We start from the raw sequence: 20,643 nt of genomic DNA, 5'->3' as shown, positions 1-20,643 counted from the left end.
CCTGTGTGTTAGCTGCAAATCCGCGCCACGGCTCGCGCGAATCGCGCCAGCCCCTCTTTCACATCCTGCTCAGGAATAACCAGTGAAGGGGTGAAACGCACCACGTCCGGACCGGCGATCAGGGCAATCACGCCCTCTTCGTTGGCCAACTGCGTGATCTGCTTCGCCTTGCCGGCGTAGTCCTTGGTCAACTGGCAGCCAATCAACAGGCCGCCGCCGCGGATTTCAGAGAAAATCGGATACTGCTGGTTAATCTTGTTCAGGCCGTCAAGGAACCACTGGTGGCGTTGCTTAACCCCTTCCAGCACTTCCGGCGTGTTGATGACGGAGAACACCGCGCCCGCCACCGCCGTCGCCAGCGGGTTACCGCCGTAGGTGGTGCCGTGGGTGCCGACGCTCAGGGTTTTGGCCAGTTCGTCAGTGGTCAGCATGGCGCCGATCGGGAAGCCGCAGCCCAGCGCTTTCGCGGTGGTCAGCACGTCAGGAACCACGCCGTACTGCATGTAGGCGTACAGGTCGCCGGTACGGCCCATGCCGGTTTGCACTTCGTCGAAAATCAGCAGCGCATCGTGGCGATCGCACAGCTCACGCAGGCCTTGCAGGAAAGCAGCATCGGCTGGCAACACGCCGCCTTCGCCCTGAATAGGCTCGACGATCACCGCGCAGGTGTTGTCGTTAATCACCTCGGCAGCGGCCGCCAGATCGTTAAATGGCGTGTGGGTGATGCCGCCCGGCAATGGCGCGAAGTCCTTGGAATACTTAGGCTGGCCACCGGCAGACACGGTAAACAGCGTGCGGCCGTGGAAGGCGTTGTTGAATGCCACAATCTGGTTCTTGCTGTGGTTGCCGTTATCCAGTGCGCGTTTACGCGCCAGTTTCAGCGCCGCTTCGTTGGCTTCCGCCCCGGAGTTACAGAAAAACACCTTTTCGGCAAAGGTGGCGTCAATCAGCAGCTTGGCCAACCGCAGCACCGGCTCGTTGGTATAGCCGTTGCCCAGGTGCCAAAGTTTGCCCGCCTGCTCCACCAGCGCTGCGGTCACGACCGGGTGCGCATGGCCCAGCGCGTTAACCGCAATGCCGCCAGCAAAATCGATGTAAGACTTACCCTGCTGATCCCATACCTGCGAGCCTTCTCCCCGTACCAGAATAAAATCAGCGGGGGCATAAACCGGGACCATCCAGTCGTCGAAAGACTGGCGGGTAACTGCGATTGGCTGTTCCATAATGACCTCATAACTTCAGCAAAGACTGAATTTTGACTGTAAGGGCCGCTCCAGCCTGGATGGTCCACAACAAAACATAAAAAACCGCGCCGTTCGATCCGTTTTTTAGCCGGTGATAACTCTGCCTTTCACCGCCTATTCAGAAACAAATCTGTTACATCATTCGCGTTTTTCGCTATTTATGCCGGGTATCAGGTCCTGTAACGGGGAATAAATGTTAACGAGCAGTTAAAATACATGCCGTTTGATAAAGAGTGTAGAGCAGCTATCGTGCCAAAACGGGATTTTTGGCGAAAAACGCGGTTTTTTTCGGTAAAACAACGGCTTATAATGCATACTTATTCAATAAATATGCATTGCTAATGAATAATTGGAAAAATAAGGCGAAAAATCATCATTGACTGCGAAATCCTATTCAATGACAAAAAACTTCGATATTTCTGATCGCGCTCGCAAAAATAATTTGGCCTGATTTGCTCCCCATCACACTTTTGCCCCATTCCGGTGCAGGAAATGCACCGGATGCGGGCAAACCCGCGTCATCACAGGCTCTGCGTGACCCTGTGTGGGCCAAAATCGGGCGTGAAGCTGGGCAACTGCCGCGTCAGATCTCATATTTGTTAACTTGCCGAACAAAATGTTGACAGTCTGCTGACGCGATAATAGGTTAATTTCAATGGAACACGTGTTCCATGATGAAAAAACACACACCACATCGACTGCACAGGATCGGGGTTATCATGGCTCAAGTCTGCTTGCGTAATAATAAAAGAATCACCGGGGTCGCACTGGCCGTGCTGCTGGGCCTGCCCCTTTCCGCCAGTGCCAACACCAGCATTACCTTCGCCAACTATTTGCCCAATGATTACATCAACAAAGTGATTAAAGACTTTGAGGCGGCGCATCCGGACATTCAGGTGCAGTCGATCAAATGCGGCTTCGCCGACTGTCATCAAAAGCTGACCACCGCGTTGGCCGTTGGCCAGGGCGCCGCCGATATCTTCAGCGTCAGCACCATCAAACTCGGCAGCTTCGCCAACTCCGGCGGCCTGAATAACCTAAGCGCCCCGCCGTTCAGCATTGATAGCCAGGGCTGGCAGTTCGATCCTTCGATGATCAGCCTGGCGAAGGGGAATGACGGCAATATCTATGGCGTGCCTTACGACACCGGGCCGGTGATCATGATCTACCGTAATGACATGGTGCAGAAAGCGGGTGTAAAGATTGAGGACATCACCCAAAGCTGGGACAGCTTTATCGCCTTCGGTGAGAAGCTGAAAAAAGAGCAAGGCGCCTATCTGCTGCCGGCGGCCACCAGCCTGATCAATCCGCTGGTGGTAGGCATGAACAGTGAGCCGGGTAAGCCGGTATACACCAAAGACGGCAAGCCCAACCTGGATTCACCGCAAATCAAACAGCTGATGACGGTAATCAAAACGCTGTATGACAAAGGGCTGGCAGCCTCCCTGGACGGCTCCACCAACTCGCAGGAATACATCAAACTGTACCGGCAGGGGAAACTGTTCGCCGATATCGATGGCCCGTGGGACGAAGGCCGCATCGAGCAGGAACTGGATCCGGACGGTGCGAAAGCCGGTCTGTGGCGGGTGACGGGCGTGCCGGGCAATATCAAGGTCAACGCAGGCGGCACCACGCTGGTGATCCCCAAGCAAAGCAAGAATGCCCAGGCGGCCTGGCAGTTCATTCAATACTTTATGCAGCGTGACGTGGTGATCGACGCCGCGAAAACCGCCGGCACCTTGCCTGCACGCCTCGACGTGTATAACGCGCCTTACTTCGATACGCCCAGCAGCATTCTCGGCGGCCAACACTCGATGCGCTATTACGCCAGCCTGGTGCCGGACCTGAAGCCCGTAGCTTCCTCACCGGAAGACAATATCGCCAACGAAATTCTCAACGAAGCGGCGAAGAAGATCCTGGTGCAGCATCAGGACATCGACAGCACTCTGCGCGATGCCAATAAGCTGCTGGAGCGGCGGATGCGCGCCCTGTAATCATCAGCCTACGGCGGCTTACCGGCCGCCTTTTTTCGTTTTCCGACGGTTCGGGGAGTCTATGCGTAAGCGATTTTTCAAAGGGCTGCTGCACGATCACCGCACCGCCTACCTGCTGCTGCTGCCTTTCATGCTGCTGTTTGCGGTGTTCAACGCCTTCCCGATCTTCTTCTCGGCGTTTCTCTCATTCCAATCCTGGAACCCGGTAAAAGGCCTGAGTTCGATGAAGTTTGTCGGGCTGGATAACTTTTACTATGCCTTCACCGATGACGCCTTCTGGGTGTCGCTGGTCAACACCATTAAAATCACGTTGGTGTCCGGCCTGTGCCAACATCTGTTCGCCATCACCCTGGCTTATTCGCTGCTGCACATCATCGTGCGCGGCAGGCGTTTTTTGAAGGCGGCGATCTTCCTGCCCTACATCACCTCTTCCGTCGCCGTCAGCCTGATCGTGTTCAACCTGTTCTCGCCGGTCGGTATGGTCAACGAGCTGTTAAGCGGATTGGCCGCCAAGCTGCACCTGAGCGCGCTGGCCGCCGCGTTGCCGATCAACTTCTTTGACAGCGACTGGATCCGCTTCACCATCGCCAATCAGGTGACCTGGAAGTTCACCGGTATCAATACGGTGATTTACATGACCGGTCTGGCCTCTATTTCGCCGGACCTGTACGAGGCGATCGAGCTGGACGGTGCTGGCCGCTGGCAAAAATTCCGCTACATCGCACTGCCGCTGCTGGCGCCCTTTATCTTCTTCGCCACGCTGATGACGCTGATCGGCAACATGCAGCTGTTCAATGAACCCATGATCCTGACGCAGGGCACCGGCGGCGTCGACAACAGCGGCCTGACGGTATCGATGTACGTCTACAAGACCGGCTGGTCCTATCTGGATATGGGCACCGCTTCGGCCATCTCCTGGATCCTGTTCCTGCTGATTGCGCTGGTGAGTGCGCTGGTGTTTTGGGGTTTCGGCAACCGTGGAGGACTCAAAAATGATCGCTGAGGGCCGCCGTTTCGACACCGGCAAGCTGGTGATTTACCTGTTGGTATCGCTGTTCGCCTCGCTGTCGCTGTTCCCGTTCTATTGGTCGGCGTTGCTGGCGACGCAGGACACCCGCAGCATCATGGGCATGTCGCTGCGCTTCGGCAGCCACCTGCTGGAAAACTACCGGGGGCTGGAGCAACAGGTGCCTTTCACCCGCTCGCTGCTCAACACCCTGTATGTCACCGCCATGGCCACCCTGACCAGCGTGCTGGTTTCCGCCGCGGCGGGCTACGCCTTCAGCGTCTATCAGTTCAAGGGCAAAAAGGTGTTATTCACCACCCTCATGTTGACCATGATGGTGCCCAGCGTGGTCAATCTGGTGCCCTACTTCTTCGTGATTAAAAGCGTTGGCTTGCTCGATCAGTTTGCCGCCGTCTGGCTGCCCGCCGGGGTGAATATCTTCGGGATTTTCCTGGTGCGGCAATACGTCAGTTCCTCACTGCCCAGCGAAATACTCGACAGTGCACGCATAGACGGTCTGAATGAACTGCAGATATTTTTGCGTATCGGCCTGCCGCTGATGCGCCCGGCGCTGCTGACGGTAGCGATCGTGGTGGTGGTCGATACCTGGAACAACTTTATGTTGCCACTGGTGGCATTGCAGTCGCCGGACAAGCAAATTCTCCAACTGGTGCTGCGCAGCCTGAGCGGCGCTACCGCCACGCCGTGGAACCTGGTGATGACCGGCAGTTTCCTGGCGATCGTCCCACTGCTGATCGCCTTTATCTTCTCGTCCAAACAAATGATGGAAAGCCTCACCCGTGGGGCGGTCAAAGGGTAACCTTATGCAATTCATTGATATTTACATTGAAAACGACACTGCGGCGCGCCAGCAAATCACCCTGTTTACCGCTGCGGAAGGTTCGCTGCCGGTAACGCTGCAAAATGCCGGCCTGCAACAGGCCGCCGTCGGCGTGCTTTATCCGCTGGGTGACGGCCGTTTTGCGCTCAATATCGGCCCTTCCCTGACTCCCGCAGCCCTACAGGATGCCGGTGCCGGTATCGCCGCCGGGCAAAAACACTTCGGGCTGCAGCACCTGCGTCTGACACTGGATGAAGGCTCATCGGCCAGTACAGAAACCTGGCGCTGGCTGCTGTTCGGCCTGCGTCTGGGCGCTTATCGCTATCAACATCATGCCAGCGCTACGCTGACCGACCCGACCCAGCCGTTAGCCAGCCATGATGCGACAACGCAGGCGCTGTGCGACTGGGCCAATCTGCATGCCGAGGGCGTGATCATCGGACGTGAGCTGATGAATAAGCCGGCCAATATTCTCTATCCGCAAAGCTTCGTGGCGGCCGTCGCGCAATTGCCCTTTACTCATGTGCGCCAGGAGGTGCTGGATGAAGAGCAGATGGCACAGCTTGGCTTCGGTGGCCTGCTGGGCGTTGGTCAAGGCAGCGCCCGCGCATCGCAATTACTGATCCTCGATCACCATCCCGCCAACGCACGCCATACTCTGGCGCTGGTGGGTAAAGGTGTCACCTTCGACAGCGGTGGCATCAGCATCAAAGGTGCGGCACGCATGAGCACCATGAAGTTCGACATGGGCGGTGCGGCTGCGGTGGTGGGCGCCCTGCGTATCATCGACGCGCTGCAACTGCCGATCCGCGTGATTGGCCTGTGCGGTCTGGTAGAAAACATGCCCTCCTCCCGCGCACAGCGCCCCGGCGACGTGGTAACCATGCACAACGGCAAGTCGGTGGAAATCATTTCAACCGACGCCGAAGGCCGCATGGTGCTGGCGGACGTCATCAGCTATGCCCAGCAGCGCTTCCAGCCCGACTTTTTACTCGATATCGCCACCCTGACCGGCGGCGCAGGCGTGGCGCTGGGCAAGGAGTATGCGGCCATGATGGGTAACGACGACGACTTTCTGGCACAGGTCACTCAGGCGGGCAAGGCCAGCGCCGAGCCGGTGTGGCCGATGCCGCACGGCGGCTGGTATCGCGGGGTATTGAAGTCTGAATTTGCCGATTACCGTCACGGCGGTGAAGATCCGCACGGTAGCCCGTGCGTGGCGGCGACCTTTATCGGCGAGTTCGTGCAGCCGGGCCAGCGCTGGGCGCACCTGGATATTGCCGCCATGTCTACCGATATGCCGCACCGCAAGCTGTACGCCAACGGCGCGTCCTCATTCGGCGTGCTGCTGCTGGCGCGATTGAGCGCCGTGCTTGCCCAGACGGAGTGCGAATGATGGCTTACGTAGAACTGGTTGATATCAACAAACGCTATGACAACGGTTACCAGGCCGCCAGCGACGTGAATCTGCAGGTAGAGAAAGGTGAGTTTGTGGTGCTGCTCGGCCCGTCCGGCTGCGGCAAGTCCACCACGCTGCGGATGATAGCCGGGCTGGAAACCCTCTCCTCCGGCGAACTGTTGATCGACGGCGAACGCATGAACGAGGTGCTGCCCAAATACCGTGATATCGCCATGGTTTTCCAGAGCTATGCGCTGTACCCGCATATGACCGTCTATGAAAACATGGCGCTGTCTTTGAAAATCAAAGGAATGGCCAAAGCGGAGATTGCCACGCAGATTGCCGCCGTGGCCGAAATGCTGCACCTGACGGAATTCCTGAAGGTCAAACCCGGCCAGCTTTCCGGTGGTCAGCGTCAGCGCGTGGCGTTGGGCCGGGCGATAGTGCGGCGGCCCAAGGTGTTTCTGTTTGACGAACCGCTCTCCAACCTCGACGCCAAACTGCGCAACCGCATGCGTCAGGAGTTGTCTGCACTGCATAAGGCGATCGGCGCGACCATCATTTACGTCACCCACGATCAGGTGGAAGCCATGACCATGGCGGACAAAGTGGTCATCATGAATCAGGGGAAAGTGCAGCAGATCGGTACGCCGCTGGATCTTTATCATCGCCCGGTTAATCGCTTTGTCGCCGAGTTTATCGGTTCGCCGCAGATGAACCTGTTTGACGTGCAGGTTCTGGTGCAGGGCGAGCAGATCGTATTGCAGGGCGACTCTGGTTTGCTGCTGCCCTTGAGCGCCGCCGAATTCCCGGCGCTGGCAGCAAGAGGAGGCGACTGGCTGACGCTGGGCTGTCGTCCGGAAGCGTGCAGCATCAGCGCGCCACGGGCAGAACCCCACTTGAGTGGAACGCTGGTGTACAGTGAAAACCTGGGCGCTGAGAGCAACCTGTTCGTACAGGGTGACAACGGTGCGCAGTACATCGTCAAACAGCACGCACAACTGCAGTATGCCCAGGGCCAGCCGCTGGCCATTACGCTGGATATCACCGCCCTGCACTTTTTTGATCCGCATAGCGGTCAACGGGTAGCTCAAAGCGGGGAAACAGTGTTGCCGGCCGGCATTCTGTGAGACCATATCGCCGCTGCGTGCCTCTGCCGCAGCGCCCCGTTTTCCGCTGAGTAGCTGCCGTATGCCGATGAAAAAAGTCACCTCTCACGATGTCGCCCGCGTGGCCGGCGTTTCACGCACCGTGGTGTCTCGCGCCTTTTCCAATCAGGGCCGGGTCTCGCAAAAAAACCGCGATCTGGTGATGCGCGTCGCCAGTCAGTTAGGCTATGCGCCAGACGCCATCGCCCAGAGCCTGCACAGCGGCAAAACCGGCTTTGTCGCGGTGGTAGTGAACCACTTTCACGATTTGTCTGACCTGGAGTTTTTCGATCGTCTGGTTGAACAACTGCAGAAGAGCAACCGGCAGGCGGTGATGATCCGCCTGGAAGGCATTGACGATCCGGCCAACTACCTGAAGCAAACCATCTCTTACCATGTCGATTCTGCCGTGGTGTTCGCCGACAACATCAGCGCGCGTGCAGCAAAAGATCTGTTTCGCATCGCTACGCCCATTATGCTCAACGGTTTGGCGGGCGACACCCTGTGCGACGCTCTCAACGCCGATGAGTCACCCAGCCTGCAACAGCTGGCGGCACTGATGGCGCAAAAGGGTCAACGCCGCGTGGCGCTGCTCGGTGGCCGCAGCAGCGCCCACGGCGAACAGCTGCGCCAGCAAACCTTTCTGGCTCATGCCGCACAGCAGCAGTTAGAGATTGTCGCGCAGCTGAGCGGCGACTACAGCTACCTGAGCGGCTTTAACCTCGCGCCGCAGCTGCTGGACGCGCTTCCGGCTCCGCAGGCCATTTTCTGCACCGCAGACTCCATGGCGATGGGGGTGATGGACTATATTCGTTTGCACACTTCGCTGCAGATCCCTCAGGACGTCGCGGTTTACGGCTTCGACGATATCCCGATGGCAGCCTGGCCGAGTTACCAACTCACGTCGGTACGCCGCGATATGGACGCAATGATCGCCGCCATCGTTCGGCTGGTCGAACTGCGCAGCGGCAGCCCCCAGGCTGCGCCGCAGCAGGTAACCATTCCCACCGAGTTGGTGGTTCGCGCGTCCTGCTAAACCGTTAGGGGTGAGCCTGTTCGGCCCAATTTAACGCATTGATGATGCTATTGGGCGTAGCATGCCGCGCCCCTTCCATAAACCACAGAGCAGCGGGTCACCGGGTGGTTATAATCTCCGCATCGCACAATTGCGGCGCTGCCATACCGCTTTGCCACAGCCAATACTGAATTGGGCCCGGGCAGTTAAGGCTGACGACCTTATGGTTTCCGTCCTTATCGATGGCGTGAATCGTTACCCCTTCGGTATAGCCATCTTTCAGGTAATTCAAATCCTCGATGGCCTCGTACACCGCCTGTTCCAGCGTCATGCCCATCTTCATATACAGCACCACTGCGCGGCTGGTGCCGCAGCGAATGGTCATTTCTCCGGTGTGAGTACAGGCACAGGCGCCATAGCGGCTGTCGGCATAGGAGCCGCTGCCGATGATCGGGCTGTCCCCCAGCCGCCCCGGGTATTTCCACGCCCAGCCTGACGTTGACGTCGCCGCGCTGAGCGTGCGCCCACCATCCATGGCTAAAAATACCGTGGTGTCGCGCACCCGTTCTGGATCGGTGGCATTATTCGACAACCCTGCCAGTGGGATATTCGGCCAGTTGCGAAGCTGTTCGGCGTCCATCGCCTGCTCCAGTTTTTCCCACCAGACACGCTTGGAGTCGGCAATCAGGTTGTCACCCGCCAATGCGCCGATCTCAGCGGCGAAACGTGCCGCTCCGGCGCCCACCAGGATTTCATGGTTAAGATCTTCCATTACCCGATAAGCGACTTCCACCGGATGCAGATAGCCTTGTAACGCTCCCACCGCACCGGTGCGCAAGCTGTCGCCGTCCATCACCGAAGCATCCAGCTCCATCTCACCCAGCACGTTGGGCCAGCCGCCGAAACCCACCGTACGTACGCTCGGATCCAGCTCCACCAGCTTGATACCCTCAACGATGGCACGCAGGCCATTCTGCCCCTGTCGTAACCGTTCGGCAGACAGACCGATACCCGGATGTCCTTCAGAGTTTGCAATCACAATCATAGGGTTATGTTTCCCGCACGGCGTTCAGCGCTAAAAGAGAGGCACCGGTGATGACCGGTCATTCGCCCCCATGGAACACGTGTTCCATGGTGATTAAAAAATATCGCTGCCCACCTGAAAAGTCAAACCGAAGCGGTGAAAAGCGTGGCGTAACGCGCCTTTTCCGACAGGGCACACACCACTAAGCCCACAGGCACATTGTTCTACTACACTGTGATCTCACCAGAAGATTTCATCCCCCTGTGCCAGAGGAATCAAGATGTCCAAGAAAACTGTTGATCTCACCCAGCCTGCAGCACAGCACGATATCCGTACCTTTCTTGATGGACTGAACTCCAGTGACGCCAAACCCCTGGAGCAGTTGAAGCCGAAAGAAGCGCGTAAGGTGATGGAGGGCCTGCAAAGCGGTACCGAAGTCCCTCTGCGTGAAGTCGAAATCAGCGAAAAAACCATTCACGTCGATGGCCAGGATATCCTGTTGCACATCGTGCGGCCGGCCAAAGTAAAGGAGAAGCTGCCGGTATTCATGTTCTTCCACGGCGGCGGCTGGGTGTTGGGGGACTTCCCGACCCACGAACGGCTGGTGCGCGATCTGGTCCACAGCTCCGGCGCGGCGGCGGTGTTCGTTAACTACACCCGATCGCCGGAAGCGCCTTACCCTGTCGCCATCAATCAGGCCTACGCGGCGACCGAATGGGTGGCCGAGTACGGCGAGAAAATCAACGTTGACGGTTCACGTCTGGCGGTCGTCGGCAACAGCGCCGGCGGCAATATTGCGGCGGTGGTCAGCCTGATGGCGAAAGATAAAGGCACGCCTGCCCTGCGCAGCCAGATCCTGCTATGGCCAGTGACCCACGCCAATTTCGATACCGAGTCTTACCACCAGTTCGGCGAAGGCTATTTCCTCACCCGCAATATGATGAAATGGTTCTGGGACCACTACACCACCGATAAAGCCCAGCGCAAAGAGATCTACGCCTCGCCGCTTAACGCCACGCTGGAACAGTTGAAAGGCCTGCCACCGGCGCTGGTGCAAACCGCCGAGCTGGACGTGCTGCGCGACGAAGGCGAAGCCTACGCCCGCCTGCTCAACGCCGCCGGAGTCGAAGTCACCTCCACCCGTTATAACGGGCTGATCCACGACTATGGCTTGCTCAACGCGATCGCAGAAGTCCCGGCGGTGCACTCGGCCATCCATCAGGCCGGGCGCGCGCTAAAACATTATCTGGCCTAAGCTCAGCCGACATAATGGCAGGCCACCCGATGTCCTGCCGCTACCTGCCGCAATGCCGGGGCCTGTTCCCGGCATTGCGCAGTGGCCTGCGGACAGCGAGTATGAAAGCGACAGCCCTGCGGCGGTTGGGCAGGGTCAGGTAATTCCCCCCGGGCCATCGCCTGCGGCTGACGGTGCGGATCCAAACTGGGTACCGCGGCCAACAGTGCCTGAGTGTAAGGGTGCAGCGGCCGACGAAACAGCGCATCGCGATCGGCGCTTTCTACAATCTGCCCGAGGTACATTACCGCTACGTCCTGACACAGATGCTCCACCACCCCAAGATCGTGCGAAATAAACAGGAAAGTCACCCCCTGCTGTTCCTGAAGATCGGAAAACAGGTTGATGATCTGCGCCTGAATAGAGACGTCCAGCGCCGAAATCGGTTCGTCGGCGACGATAAACTCCGGCTGCAGGATCAGCGCGCGGGCTACGCCGATGCGCTGGCGCTGGCCGCCGGAAAATTCGTGCGGGAAGCGCCCGTAATGCTGTGCCGACAACCCGCAGATTTCCAGCGTGTCTATCACCCGATCTCGCAGCTCGCTCTTTTGCGCCAAACCGTGCTGCAGCAGCGCTTCGCCAATCGCATCGCCTACCCGCATTCTCGGATTCAGAGAGCTATACGGGTCTTGAAACACCAGTTGCATCTTCGGGCGCATCGCGCGCCGCTCGCGAGCGCTGAGCGCATCTAACGCCTGTCCTTTGAACAGTACCTCACCGGCGGTCTTTTCATGCAGCCCCAGCAGGGTTCGGCCTACGGTGGTTTTACCGCTGCCGGACTCCCCCACCAGGCCAAAAACCGTTCCCCGGCGAATGCTGAAGCTGACATCATCCACCGCCCGCAGTTGCCCGGTGGTCTGACCGAATAGCCCTTCACGCAGCGGGAAATATTTCTTCAGCCCTTTTACCTCCACCAAGGGTTCAGCCAACATGAATACGCCCCCCGGCATTCAGGAAACAGGCGGATTGCCGCCGCCGATCGCCATACAATGGCGGAATACCGTCGCGGCAGCGGGCGCTCGCTTTGTCACAACGTTCGGCAAAGGCGCAGTAGTCCGGCAAACTGGCCAGATCGGGCACCTGACCGGGGATCGAATACAACCGCCGCCGTCGCTGCCCCGCCACCGGCCGCGAGGCCATCAATCCCTGAGTGTAAGGGTGCTGCGGGTTGGCCAGCACTTCATGCGTGGCCCCCTGCTCGACAATACGCCCGGCGTACATCACCACCAGCCGATCCGCCATCTGGGCAATCACCCCGAGATCGTGAGTAATCAGCATCATCGCCATATTGTGCTTACGCGCCTGCTCGCGCAGCAGCGCCAGAATTTGCGCCTGCACGGTGACATCCAATGCGGTAGTGGGTTCGTCGGCAATCAGCAACGCCGGCCGGCAACTGATGGCCATGGCGATCATGATGCGCTGCAGCATGCCACCGGAAAGCTGGTGCGGATAGCTGGTCATCAGCTGTTCGGCGCGTGCCAGTCCGACCTCGGTAATCAACGCAGTGGCCTCCCGCCAGGCCGCTTTTGGCGCAGTCCCCCGATGGCGGATTAGCGGCTCAACCAACTGCTCGCCGATGGTCAGCACCGGGTTCAGCGCGCTCATCGGCTCCTGAAAGATCATCGCCAAACGGTTACCGCGTAAATCGGCCATCTGTTGCGGGCGTAGTTTCAGCAAGTCCTGGCCGTCGAAATGGATTTCACCACCGTCGATTTGCGCCAGCGGTTGCGGCAACAGCCCCATCAGCGCCATCGCGGTCACGCTTTTACCGCAGCCGGACTCACCGACGACCCCCAGCGTTTGTCCGGCGTAAAGGTCAAAACTCACCTGTTGCACCGCCCGCACCCGCCCTTGTTCGCCCTGGAAGGCTACCGACAGTTGATTAAAGGCCACCAGCGGTTGGCTCATCGTCTTACCCCGTTCATTTTTGGATCAAGCGCGTCTCGCAGGCCGTCACCGAGAATATTAATCGCCACCACGGTGATGAAAATCGCCAACCCCGGCGGCATCCACAGCCAGGGGCGGCGTTGAAAATCGATCAGGCTGTTGGCGGCGTCCATCATATTGCCCCACGACGGCATTGGCGGCACTACGCCCAACCCCAGATAGCTCAGGGCCGATTCACTGAGAATGGCATTAGCGACGCCCATGGTGGCCACCACCACCAGGATCGGAATGGTATTGGGCAGCAGGTGGCCGAAGATACGCCGCCGGGTGGATAACCCCAGCACCTCAGTGGCCAGCATAAAGTCACGCTCGCGCAATGACAAAATTTGCCCGCGCACCAGCCGCGCCAGCGACGGCCAGCCCAACAGGCTGAGCATGATCATCACCATGTAAATACGGTAGTCCGGCGAAACGTCCAGCTCCGACAGCATCGCTCCCATGATGATCAGCAGCGGCAGGCTGGGAATGGTCATCAACAGATCGGCAAAGCGCATAATCAGCTTATCCACCACGCCGCCAAGATAGCCGGACAGCGCCCCCAGCAGGTAGCCGAGCGTGACCGACAACAGCATCGACACCAGGCCAATGGTCAGCGAAATACGCCCCGCCAGCAGCAGGCGGGTATAAATATCGCGACCGAGAAAATCGGTGCCCAGCCAGTGTTGTGCGCCGGGTGCCTGATTGATATTCAACGCATCGCCGGCATCGTCCTGCCAGGGCGACAGCATCGGGCCGAACAGGCACAGCACCGCCATCAACACCAACAGCAGCAGTGAAATCATCGCCAGGCGGTGACGCCGCAGCCGCTGCCAGGCCTGGGCGGTCGGCGGTGGCGATAGCTGCGCCAGCGCCGGGAGTTGCGCTTGCCGCCAACGGCGACGACGCCCGAAAAACAAGGATGCCAACATAGTTACCTCAAACGAATGCGCGGGTCGGCATAGGCGTACAAAATGTCCGCCAGCAGATTGCCTAAAATGGTCAATACCGCCAGAAACAGCGTAAAGCCCATCAATACCGGGTAGTCGCGCGCCGCCAGCGAATCGAGATGGATGTGCCCGGCACCCGGCCAGTTGAAGATTTTTTCCGTGATCAGCGCACCGGAAAACAGCGCGGGTAGCTCAAAACCCAACAAGGTGATGATCGGCAACAGCGCATTACGCAGCGCATGCCGCAGGATCACCGTCTTTTCCTTCAGCCCCTTGGCGCGAGCGGTACGAATATAATCCATGCGGATCACGTCCAGCATGCTGGCGCGGAAATAGCGCGTCAGGGTGCCGGCCTGCAGCATCACCAACGCCAGCACCGGCAGCAACAGGTGCGCAGCCACGTCCAGTGCCCACGCCAATCCGCTGGCTTCGCTACCGGTGCGCAGCATGCCACCCGCAGGCAGCCAGTGCAGATCGACGGCGAACCATTTGATCAGCAACAGACACAGGAAAAAGGTGGGAAACGACATGGCACCGAACACCGCCACGGTCACCAGATGATCGAACAGCGAATAGGGTTTCATCGCCGAGGCGACACCTACCGCCAGCGCAATGCCCCAGTACAGCACCAGCGCCACCGACGCCAGCAGGAAGGAGTTCCAGATATACTGGTTCAACAAGGTACTGACCGGGATCTGGTATTGCAGCGAGAAACCGAGATCGCCCTGCAGCAGTTGACCTAGCCAGTGCAGATAGCGGCTGAACAACGGCTGATCCAGCCCGTACAGCGCCCGCAGCTCAGCCGCGCGCTGCGGCGTCAGGTTGATGTTGCCGTCGATAAAGTCGCCGGGGGTCAGTGCGAAAATAAAGAAAATCAGCAGCGACGCCAGCAGCATCATCGGGAGGGTTTGCAGCAAGCGGCGCAGGATAAAATTTCTCATGGTGTTTTCCGTCACCGCTGCCCAAACCGGCGCAGCGGCGCCTTACCGTTACTGAGCGATCTTGACGTCCGGCAGGCTGCCGGTCAGGCCGTTGTATACGTCCGGTTTAAAGCCGGTGACGCGTGCACTGCTGGCGCTGAGCACTTTACGGTTCCCCAACAGGATCACCGGCGGATCTTCAGCCAGCACCTGATACAGATGGTGATACAGCGGCTTACGCTGCTCGATGTCCAACGTGGCGTTAGCCTCGCCAATCAGTTTGTCCACCTGCGGATTGCTATAGCCGGTTTCACTGACCTGACTGATGAAATCGCGTACCCCGTCGTGAGGATCATTCAGCCCGCTGGTACTGAGCGACGCCAGATCGTAATTACCGGCCTTGCGTTGCGCCAGCAGCGCATTGAAATCCAGCACCTGCGGCTTCAACAGCACGCCAATCTGCCGATAGTTATCTTTGGCAATCGGCACCAGCGCGTCGTTAATCAGCTTTTTGGTCACCAACAGCGTCAGCTCCAGCTTTTTGCCGTCCTTCTGGCGAATGCCGTCCGCTCCCGGTTTCCACCCGGCCTGATCCAGCAGTTGCTTGGCTTTGTTGACATCGTAAGCATAGGGGGTGATCCCCTTGGGATCATAAGCCCAGGAAACGGGTGAGATCGGCTGATTGGCGACCGAACCGTAACCCTGGTAGACCACGGTGATCAGCTTTTGCCGATCCAGCCCGTAAATCAGCGCCTGACGCACACGCGCATCCTGCAGTGCCGGGCGTTTAAAGTTGAAATCCACCCGGCTGTAGTCGCTCGAGCTGTACAAATTGATATTGGCGAAGCCGAGCAGCTTCAGCTGTTCAATATCATCCGGTTTGGAAGTAAAGGCGTCGTAGTCGGTTTCACCGGTCTGGAACAGCTGGAAGTTGGTAGAGGGGTTGGTCACGCGGTAAATAAAACGCGCCACCGCTGGCTTACCGAGATAGAAGTTCGGGTTGGCGTGAAAACGGATCTCCTGACCCGGCACGTATTTGTCGTAAATATAAGGGCCATTGCCTAACGGCTTGCCGTTCAGCGCACGCACGCTTTCCAGCTTACCGCGCTGATACTCCTTGCCGTAATAGGCTTTCGACAGCACCGGCCCGCCGATCAGCTGCAGCGTAGTCGCCCCCGGCTGGGTGGTGGTGATTTGAAGCGTACGATCGTCGATCACCTTTAGCCCGCTGATGCTGGGGGCAGTTCCGTTCTTGTACTCCGCCCCGCCCTGAATGTGCGCCGGAGTAATGTCGGTCTCTCCGTCATAGGCCGGGTCATGCAGCAGCGTCAGGGTAAAGGCAATATCTTCGGCCTTGATTGGCGAGCCGTCGCTGTTGACCAGATTAGGCCGCAGTTTAATGGTGTAGACCCGGTTGTCCGGGCTGACCTGCCAGGACTCTGCCAGCCGCGCCACCGGCTTGCCCTGGCTGTCCAGACCAATCAGCCGGGTAAAGATCACGTCGGTGACGTTCTCATCCCAGCCATTGCTGAACAGATAAGGATTGAAGTTACCCTGAGGTTCAAGAATACCGGCCACCACGGTGTCTTTACGCAACTTGGCCGCCGCCGGCACCAGGCTGGCATCGCTGGCCGGGGTAATACCTTCCGCCAAGGTTTCCGCCTGCACGCTAAATGCCAGCCCCACGGCACAGACGATCGCCAGCGTAACCAGTCGCTTTTGTAAAGGTTTGATTGCCTTGTTTTTTATTTTTCTCACCCACTGCCCCTCGTTTACCCGTTGATAAATGTGACAAAATTTATCGCAGAGTAATCGGCGGCCGGGAGGCTGTCTAACAACGAAACCGGCATTCTATTGCCGGAAATCGCAATATGAATTTTTCTATTGCGATAGCCGGCCGTTGGGGGGAGTTCAGCCTGCCGGCTCGAGCTGCCGGATAAGTTTGGCTAAGGTCTGGATAGCCGCTTCATGCTTGTCGCTCCAGTCGAAAGAGGCGTTCAGTCGGAAGCAGTGGTTGAAATGGTTGCCGGTGGTGAACATCCTGCCCGGCGCGATACTCACCCCCAGCGCCAGCGCGCGCTGATACAGCTCCATCGACGACAACGCCGGATCCAGCTCTACCCACAAAAAGTAACCGCCATCTGGCTGGCTGACCTTTACGGTCGGAGGGAAGTGGTGAGCAATCGCCTGACGCATCATGCTCTGACGCTGAGCCAGCAGCCGACGCAAGCGCCGCAGATGGGTATCGTAGCCACCATGCAACAGATAATCGGCGATCGCCAGCTGGGTGGGCACACTGGTGGATACCGTGCTCATCAGTTGCAAACGCTGGATCTGCTGTGCATAGCGCCCCGCTGCCACCCAGCCCACGCGAAAGCCCGGCGCAAGACATTTGGAAAACGACGAGCAGTGCAAAATCTGTCCGCCCTGGTCTAATGCCTTGGCCGGCTGCGGGCGCTCAGCGCTGAAGTACAGTTCGCCGTAAACATCGTCCTCAATCAGCGATATCTGCCGCTCGCGCAGCATGCCCACCAGCCGCTGTTTATTCTCTGCCGGCATCGAGGCGCCCAATGGATTCTGGAAGTAGGTCATCAGCCAGCAGGCCTTGATCGGGTACTGTTCCAAGGCATGTTCCAACGCATCCAGATCGATGCCGTCCTGCGGATGGGTCGCGATCGCCACCGCCTTTAACCGCAGCCGCTCCAGTGCCTGCAACGCCCCGTAAAAGGCCGGGGACTCGATCGCCACGTAATCCCCCGGCTGCGTCACCGCCTGCAGGCTAAGGCTCAGCGACTCCATGGCTCCGGCGGTAATCACGATTTCATCCGGGGCCACCTGCATGCCGCTTAAAGCATAACGCTGGGCAATGTTGCGGCGCAGCGCGTCGTTGCCGGGCGGCAGGTTAGCCAGTGAACTGTGCGGGGTAAATTTGCGCGCTACGCTGCTCAGCGCCCGCGCCAGCTTCGGCTGAGCAAACAGCGTGGCATCCGGAAAGGCCGAACCGAACGGGACAATGCCTGGGTCTTTGCACGCCTGCAGCACGTCGAAAACAAAGGTGTTGATGTCTACCTGCTCGCTCAGCAGCAGTTTCTCCCCGCGCGCCGGCTGTGGCAGCGGCTGCGGACGCGCCGCCACGTAATAACCGGACTGCGGGCGCGCAACGATCCAGCCCTGGCTCTCCAGCAGTTGATACGACTGCACCACCGTCATCAGACTCAGGCCTGCGCGTTTACCGCTTTCCCGCAGCGAAGGCAGCTTATCCCCCGCCCGCCATACCCGGTTCTGGATCTGTTCACGAATTTGTTGTGCAAGCTGCTCGTATCTGGTCATAGGCCTTAACTGTTATATGAAAAAGTGAAATAACTGTCACTATTATAGTCACTGTACTCCGTGCTTAACTTGACGCCAAGCTTTCCACAAAAAAATTACAGCTATACTGAAGAGGTTATTTTATGTCCAACCCAAGGAGGCGCCATGCTGGGTCTTGATGCACTGGAACTTGCCAGAATACAGTTCGCCTTCACCGTTTCTTTCCATATTATTTTTCCCGCAATCACCATAGGTTTGGCCAGTTATCTGGCGGTGCTGGAAGGGTTATGGCTGAAAACGCGCAATGAAGCCTATCGCGATTTGTACCATTTCTGGTCAAAAATTTTCGCCGTCAACTTCGGCATGGGCGTGGTTTCCGGGCTCGTAATGGCCTATCAGTTCGGTACCAACTGGAGCTTCTTCTCTGAGTTTGCCGGCAGTATTACCGGCCCGTTGCTGACCTATGAAGTGCTGACCGCCTTCTTCCTCGAAGCCGGTTTCCTTGGGGTGATGCTGTTCGGTTGGAACCGCGTCGGGCCAGGGTTGCACTTCTTCGCGACCTGCATGGTGGCGCTGGGCACCCTGATTTCCACCTTCTGGATCCTGGCTTCCAACAGCTGGATGCAAACGCCGCAGGGCCACGAAATCATCAACGGCCAGGTGGTACCGGTCGACTGGCTGAAAGTGATATTCAACCCGTCATTCCCCTACCGTCTGTTGCACATGTCGACCGCCGCCTTCCTGTCTTCGGCCTTCTTCGTGGGCGCTTCCGCCGCCTGGCACCTGCTGCGCGGGCGTGATACGCCGGCAATGCGCAAAATGCTGTCGATGGCGATGTGGATGGCGCTGATCGTCGCGCCGGTACAAGCCCTGATTGGTGATGCGCACGGCCTGAATACGCTGAAGTACCAACCGGCGAAGATTGCCGCCATTGAAGGCCACTGGGAAAACCCGCCGGGAGAGGCAACGCCGCTGATCCTGTTCGGTTGGCCGGACATGGAGCGTGAAGAGACTCGCTTCAAGCTGGAAGTGCCCTATCTTGGCAGCCTGATCCTGACTCACAGCCTGACCGAACAGGTCCCGGCGCTGAAATCCTTCCCGCCGGAAGATCGCCCCAACTCCACCGTGGTGTTCTGGTCGTTCCGCATCATGGTGGCGCTCGGCATGCTGATGATCCTCGCGGGGGTGTGGAGCCTGTGGCTGCGCTGGCGCGGCGGGCTGTACCAGTCGCGCCCCTTCCTGTACTTCATCCTGTGGATGGGGCCATCGGGGCTGCTGGCGCTGCTGGCGGGTTGGTTCACCACCGAAATCGGCCGACAGCCGTGGGTGGTCTATGGCCTGCTGCGTACCAAAGATGCGGTCTCCGCGCACGGTGATTTGCACATGAGCATCAGCCTGCTGGCGTTTATCATCGTTTACTGTTCGGTGTTCGGCGTGGGCTACTCCTACATGATGCGTCTGATCCGTAAAGGACCGCAGCAGCATGAAAGCCATGAAGACGACACGGACGGCAGACCGGCTCGCCCGCTGTCTGCGGTAAAAGAAACTCTGGATGACAGGAGCTGAGCATGGGCATTGATCTTCCGTTGATTTGGTTTGTGATCATCGTGTTCAGCACCATGATGTACGTGGTAATGGACGGCTTTGATTTGGGTATCGGCATCCTGTTCCCCTGGGTCAAGGACAGCGGTGACCGCGATGTGATGATGAACACCGTCGCACCGGTATGGGACGGCAACGAAACCTGGCTGGTACTGGGCGGTGCGGCACTGTTTGGCGCCTTCCCGTTGGCCTACGCGGTGATCCTCGATGCGCTGGCCATCCCGCTCACCCTGATGCTGTTCGGGTTGATCTTCCGCGGCGTGGCCTTTGAATTCCGCTTCAAGGCCAAGGAAGAAAAGCGGCATATCTGGGATAAGGCGTTTATCTGGGGCTCTCTCTTCGCCACCTTCAGTCAGGGGGTGGTGGTGGGCGCCATCATCAACGGCTTCCCGGTCAACGGCCGTAGCTATGCCGGTGGTGCTCTAGACTGGCTGACGCCGTTCGCGCTGTTTTGCGGGTTGGGGCTGGTGGTGACCTATGCACTGCTGGGCTGTACCTGGCTGGTGATGAAAACCGCCGGGGATCTGCAGGCACGCATGTATCGGTTGGCAACGCCGCTGCTGATCACTCTGCTGCTGGTATTGGCGGTGGTCAGTATCTGGACGCCGATTGCCCATCCCGAGATCGCCAGCCGCTGGTTTACGCTGCCAAACCTGTTCTGGCTGCTGCCGGTGCCGGTATTGGTGTTGCTCAGCGCCTGGGGTATCCAGCGCGGCGTGAAAAACGCGGCGCACTATTCGCCGTTCTTGCTGACCCTGCTGCTGGTGTTCCTCGGCCTGAGCGGCTTGGGCATCAGCATCTGGCCGCTGTTGATCCCACCGTCCATCACCCTGTGGGACGCCGCTGCCCCACCGCAAAGCCTGGGCTTTATGCTGGTCGGCGCGCTGTTTATCATCCCGATTATCTTGGTCTACACCTTCTGGAGCTACTACGTGTTCCGCGGCAAGGTCAGCCATGAACAGGGTTACCACTGA

Annotated in this window: 17 protein-coding genes; 9 read left to right on the top strand and 8 right to left on the bottom strand. The window is 58.6% G+C overall.

What is annotated here, in order from left to right; translation table 11 throughout:
* Window positions 1-8: 8 nt before the first annotated feature.
* Window positions 9-1,223 carry an aspartate aminotransferase family protein gene (locus AC1RKG_RS10345; protein WP_128864731.1) on the bottom strand — a complete coding sequence of 405 codons (1,215 nt, stop codon included), beginning with the start codon at window positions 1,221-1,223 and terminating at the stop codon, window positions 9-11.
* 740 nt (window positions 1,224-1,963) lie between these two features.
* On the opposite strand from AC1RKG_RS10345, the gene AC1RKG_RS10340 reads away from it, so the two are divergent.
* The 6 genes from AC1RKG_RS10340 (at window position 1,964) to AC1RKG_RS10315 (ending at window position 8,668) form a co-directional block, all read left to right on the top strand.
* Window positions 1,964-3,238 (top strand): ABC transporter substrate-binding protein, encoded by a 1,275-nt coding sequence (locus AC1RKG_RS10340; protein ID WP_020827408.1) that lies wholly within the window; start codon window positions 1,964-1,966, stop codon window positions 3,236-3,238.
* A 61-nt stretch (window positions 3,239-3,299) separates the two neighbouring features.
* The gene (locus tag AC1RKG_RS10335) at window positions 3,300-4,241 is read left to right on the top strand and encodes a carbohydrate ABC transporter permease (protein WP_046373311.1); all 942 of its coding nucleotides are present in this window, start codon (window positions 3,300-3,302) and stop codon (window positions 4,239-4,241) included.
* The gene (locus AC1RKG_RS10330) at window positions 4,231-5,064 is read left to right on the top strand and encodes a carbohydrate ABC transporter permease (protein ID WP_493182945.1); all 834 of its coding nucleotides are present in this window, start codon (window positions 4,231-4,233) and stop codon (window positions 5,062-5,064) included. The genes AC1RKG_RS10335 and AC1RKG_RS10330 overlap by 11 nt, the downstream gene beginning before the upstream one ends.
* 4 nt (window positions 5,065-5,068) lie before the next feature.
* Window positions 5,069-6,481 carry a leucyl aminopeptidase family protein gene (locus AC1RKG_RS10325; protein WP_493182943.1) on the top strand — a complete coding sequence of 471 codons (1,413 nt, stop codon included), beginning with the start codon at window positions 5,069-5,071 and terminating at the stop codon, window positions 6,479-6,481.
* Window positions 6,481-7,614 (top strand): ABC transporter ATP-binding protein, encoded by a 1,134-nt coding sequence (locus AC1RKG_RS10320; RefSeq protein WP_041415470.1) that lies wholly within the window; start codon window positions 6,481-6,483, stop codon window positions 7,612-7,614. Before AC1RKG_RS10325 ends, AC1RKG_RS10320 begins: the two co-directional genes overlap by 1 nt.
* Before the next feature lie 61 nt (window positions 7,615-7,675).
* Window positions 7,676-8,668 carry a LacI family DNA-binding transcriptional regulator gene (locus AC1RKG_RS10315; RefSeq protein ID WP_262255550.1) on the top strand — a complete coding sequence of 331 codons (993 nt, stop codon included), beginning with the start codon at window positions 7,676-7,678 and terminating at the stop codon, window positions 8,666-8,668.
* A gap of 97 nt (window positions 8,669-8,765) precedes the next feature.
* Here the strand turns inward: AC1RKG_RS10315 and AC1RKG_RS10310 are convergent, their stop codons facing one another.
* Window positions 8,766-9,692 carry a glycosylasparaginase gene (locus AC1RKG_RS10310; protein ID WP_493182940.1) on the bottom strand — a complete coding sequence of 309 codons (927 nt, stop codon included), beginning with the start codon at window positions 9,690-9,692 and terminating at the stop codon, window positions 8,766-8,768.
* A 259-nt stretch (window positions 9,693-9,951) separates the two neighbouring features.
* Here AC1RKG_RS10310 and AC1RKG_RS10305 point away from each other — a divergent pair, with 259 nt between their 5' ends.
* Complete coding sequence (locus AC1RKG_RS10305) at window positions 9,952-10,926, top strand: alpha/beta hydrolase (RefSeq protein WP_115058627.1); 975 nt, start codon at window positions 9,952-9,954, stop codon at window positions 10,924-10,926.
* Between the two features lie 2 nt (window positions 10,927-10,928).
* Here AC1RKG_RS10305 and AC1RKG_RS10300 read toward each other — a convergent pair whose 3' ends face one another.
* From AC1RKG_RS10300 to AC1RKG_RS10275, 6 genes are all read right to left on the bottom strand, one after another.
* A complete protein-coding gene (locus tag AC1RKG_RS10300; RefSeq protein ID WP_048760175.1) occupies window positions 10,929-11,897 on the bottom strand; it encodes an ABC transporter ATP-binding protein in 969 nt (322 codons plus the stop codon).
* The gene (locus AC1RKG_RS10295) at window positions 11,887-12,873 is read right to left on the bottom strand and encodes an ABC transporter ATP-binding protein (protein WP_020827417.1); all 987 of its coding nucleotides are present in this window, start codon (window positions 12,871-12,873) and stop codon (window positions 11,887-11,889) included. The genes AC1RKG_RS10300 and AC1RKG_RS10295 overlap by 11 nt, the downstream gene beginning before the upstream one ends.
* A complete protein-coding gene (gene opp4C, locus AC1RKG_RS10290) occupies window positions 12,870-13,820 on the bottom strand; it encodes an oligopeptide ABC transporter permease (protein WP_122079649.1) in 951 nt (316 codons plus the stop codon). Before opp4C ends, AC1RKG_RS10295 begins: the two co-directional genes overlap by 4 nt.
* Window positions 13,821-13,822: 2 nt before the next feature.
* On the bottom strand, window positions 13,823-14,779 hold the full coding sequence (locus AC1RKG_RS10285) for an ABC transporter permease (RefSeq protein WP_020827419.1): 957 nt from the start codon (window positions 14,777-14,779) through the stop codon (window positions 13,823-13,825).
* A 48-nt stretch (window positions 14,780-14,827) separates the two neighbouring features.
* On the bottom strand, window positions 14,828-16,516 hold the full coding sequence (locus tag AC1RKG_RS10280) for an ABC transporter substrate-binding protein (RefSeq protein WP_493182937.1): 1,689 nt from the start codon (window positions 16,514-16,516) through the stop codon (window positions 14,828-14,830).
* A 153-nt stretch (window positions 16,517-16,669) separates the two neighbouring features.
* Window positions 16,670-18,088 (bottom strand): aminotransferase-like domain-containing protein, encoded by a 1,419-nt coding sequence (locus AC1RKG_RS10275; RefSeq protein WP_046373304.1) that lies wholly within the window; start codon window positions 18,086-18,088, stop codon window positions 16,670-16,672.
* A gap of 144 nt (window positions 18,089-18,232) precedes the next feature.
* On the opposite strand from AC1RKG_RS10275, the gene AC1RKG_RS10270 reads away from it, so the two are divergent.
* Together AC1RKG_RS10270 and cydB are read left to right on the top strand one after the other, a co-directional pair.
* Window positions 18,233-19,633, top strand: a complete 1,401-nt coding sequence (locus tag AC1RKG_RS10270) for a cytochrome ubiquinol oxidase subunit I (RefSeq protein ID WP_020827422.1) — start codon at window positions 18,233-18,235, stop codon at window positions 19,631-19,633.
* 2 nt (window positions 19,634-19,635) lie between these two features.
* Window positions 19,636-20,643: a cytochrome d ubiquinol oxidase subunit II gene (gene cydB / locus AC1RKG_RS10265; protein ID WP_020827423.1), complete on the top strand. Its 1,008-nt coding sequence runs from the start codon at window positions 19,636-19,638 to the stop codon at window positions 20,641-20,643.

It is taken from the genome of Serratia sp. GW822-FHT06D09 (genome assembly GCF_058799515.1).
Note: the sequence above shows the minus strand (reverse complement) of the source record. Positions and strands in the feature narration are given on the sequence as shown.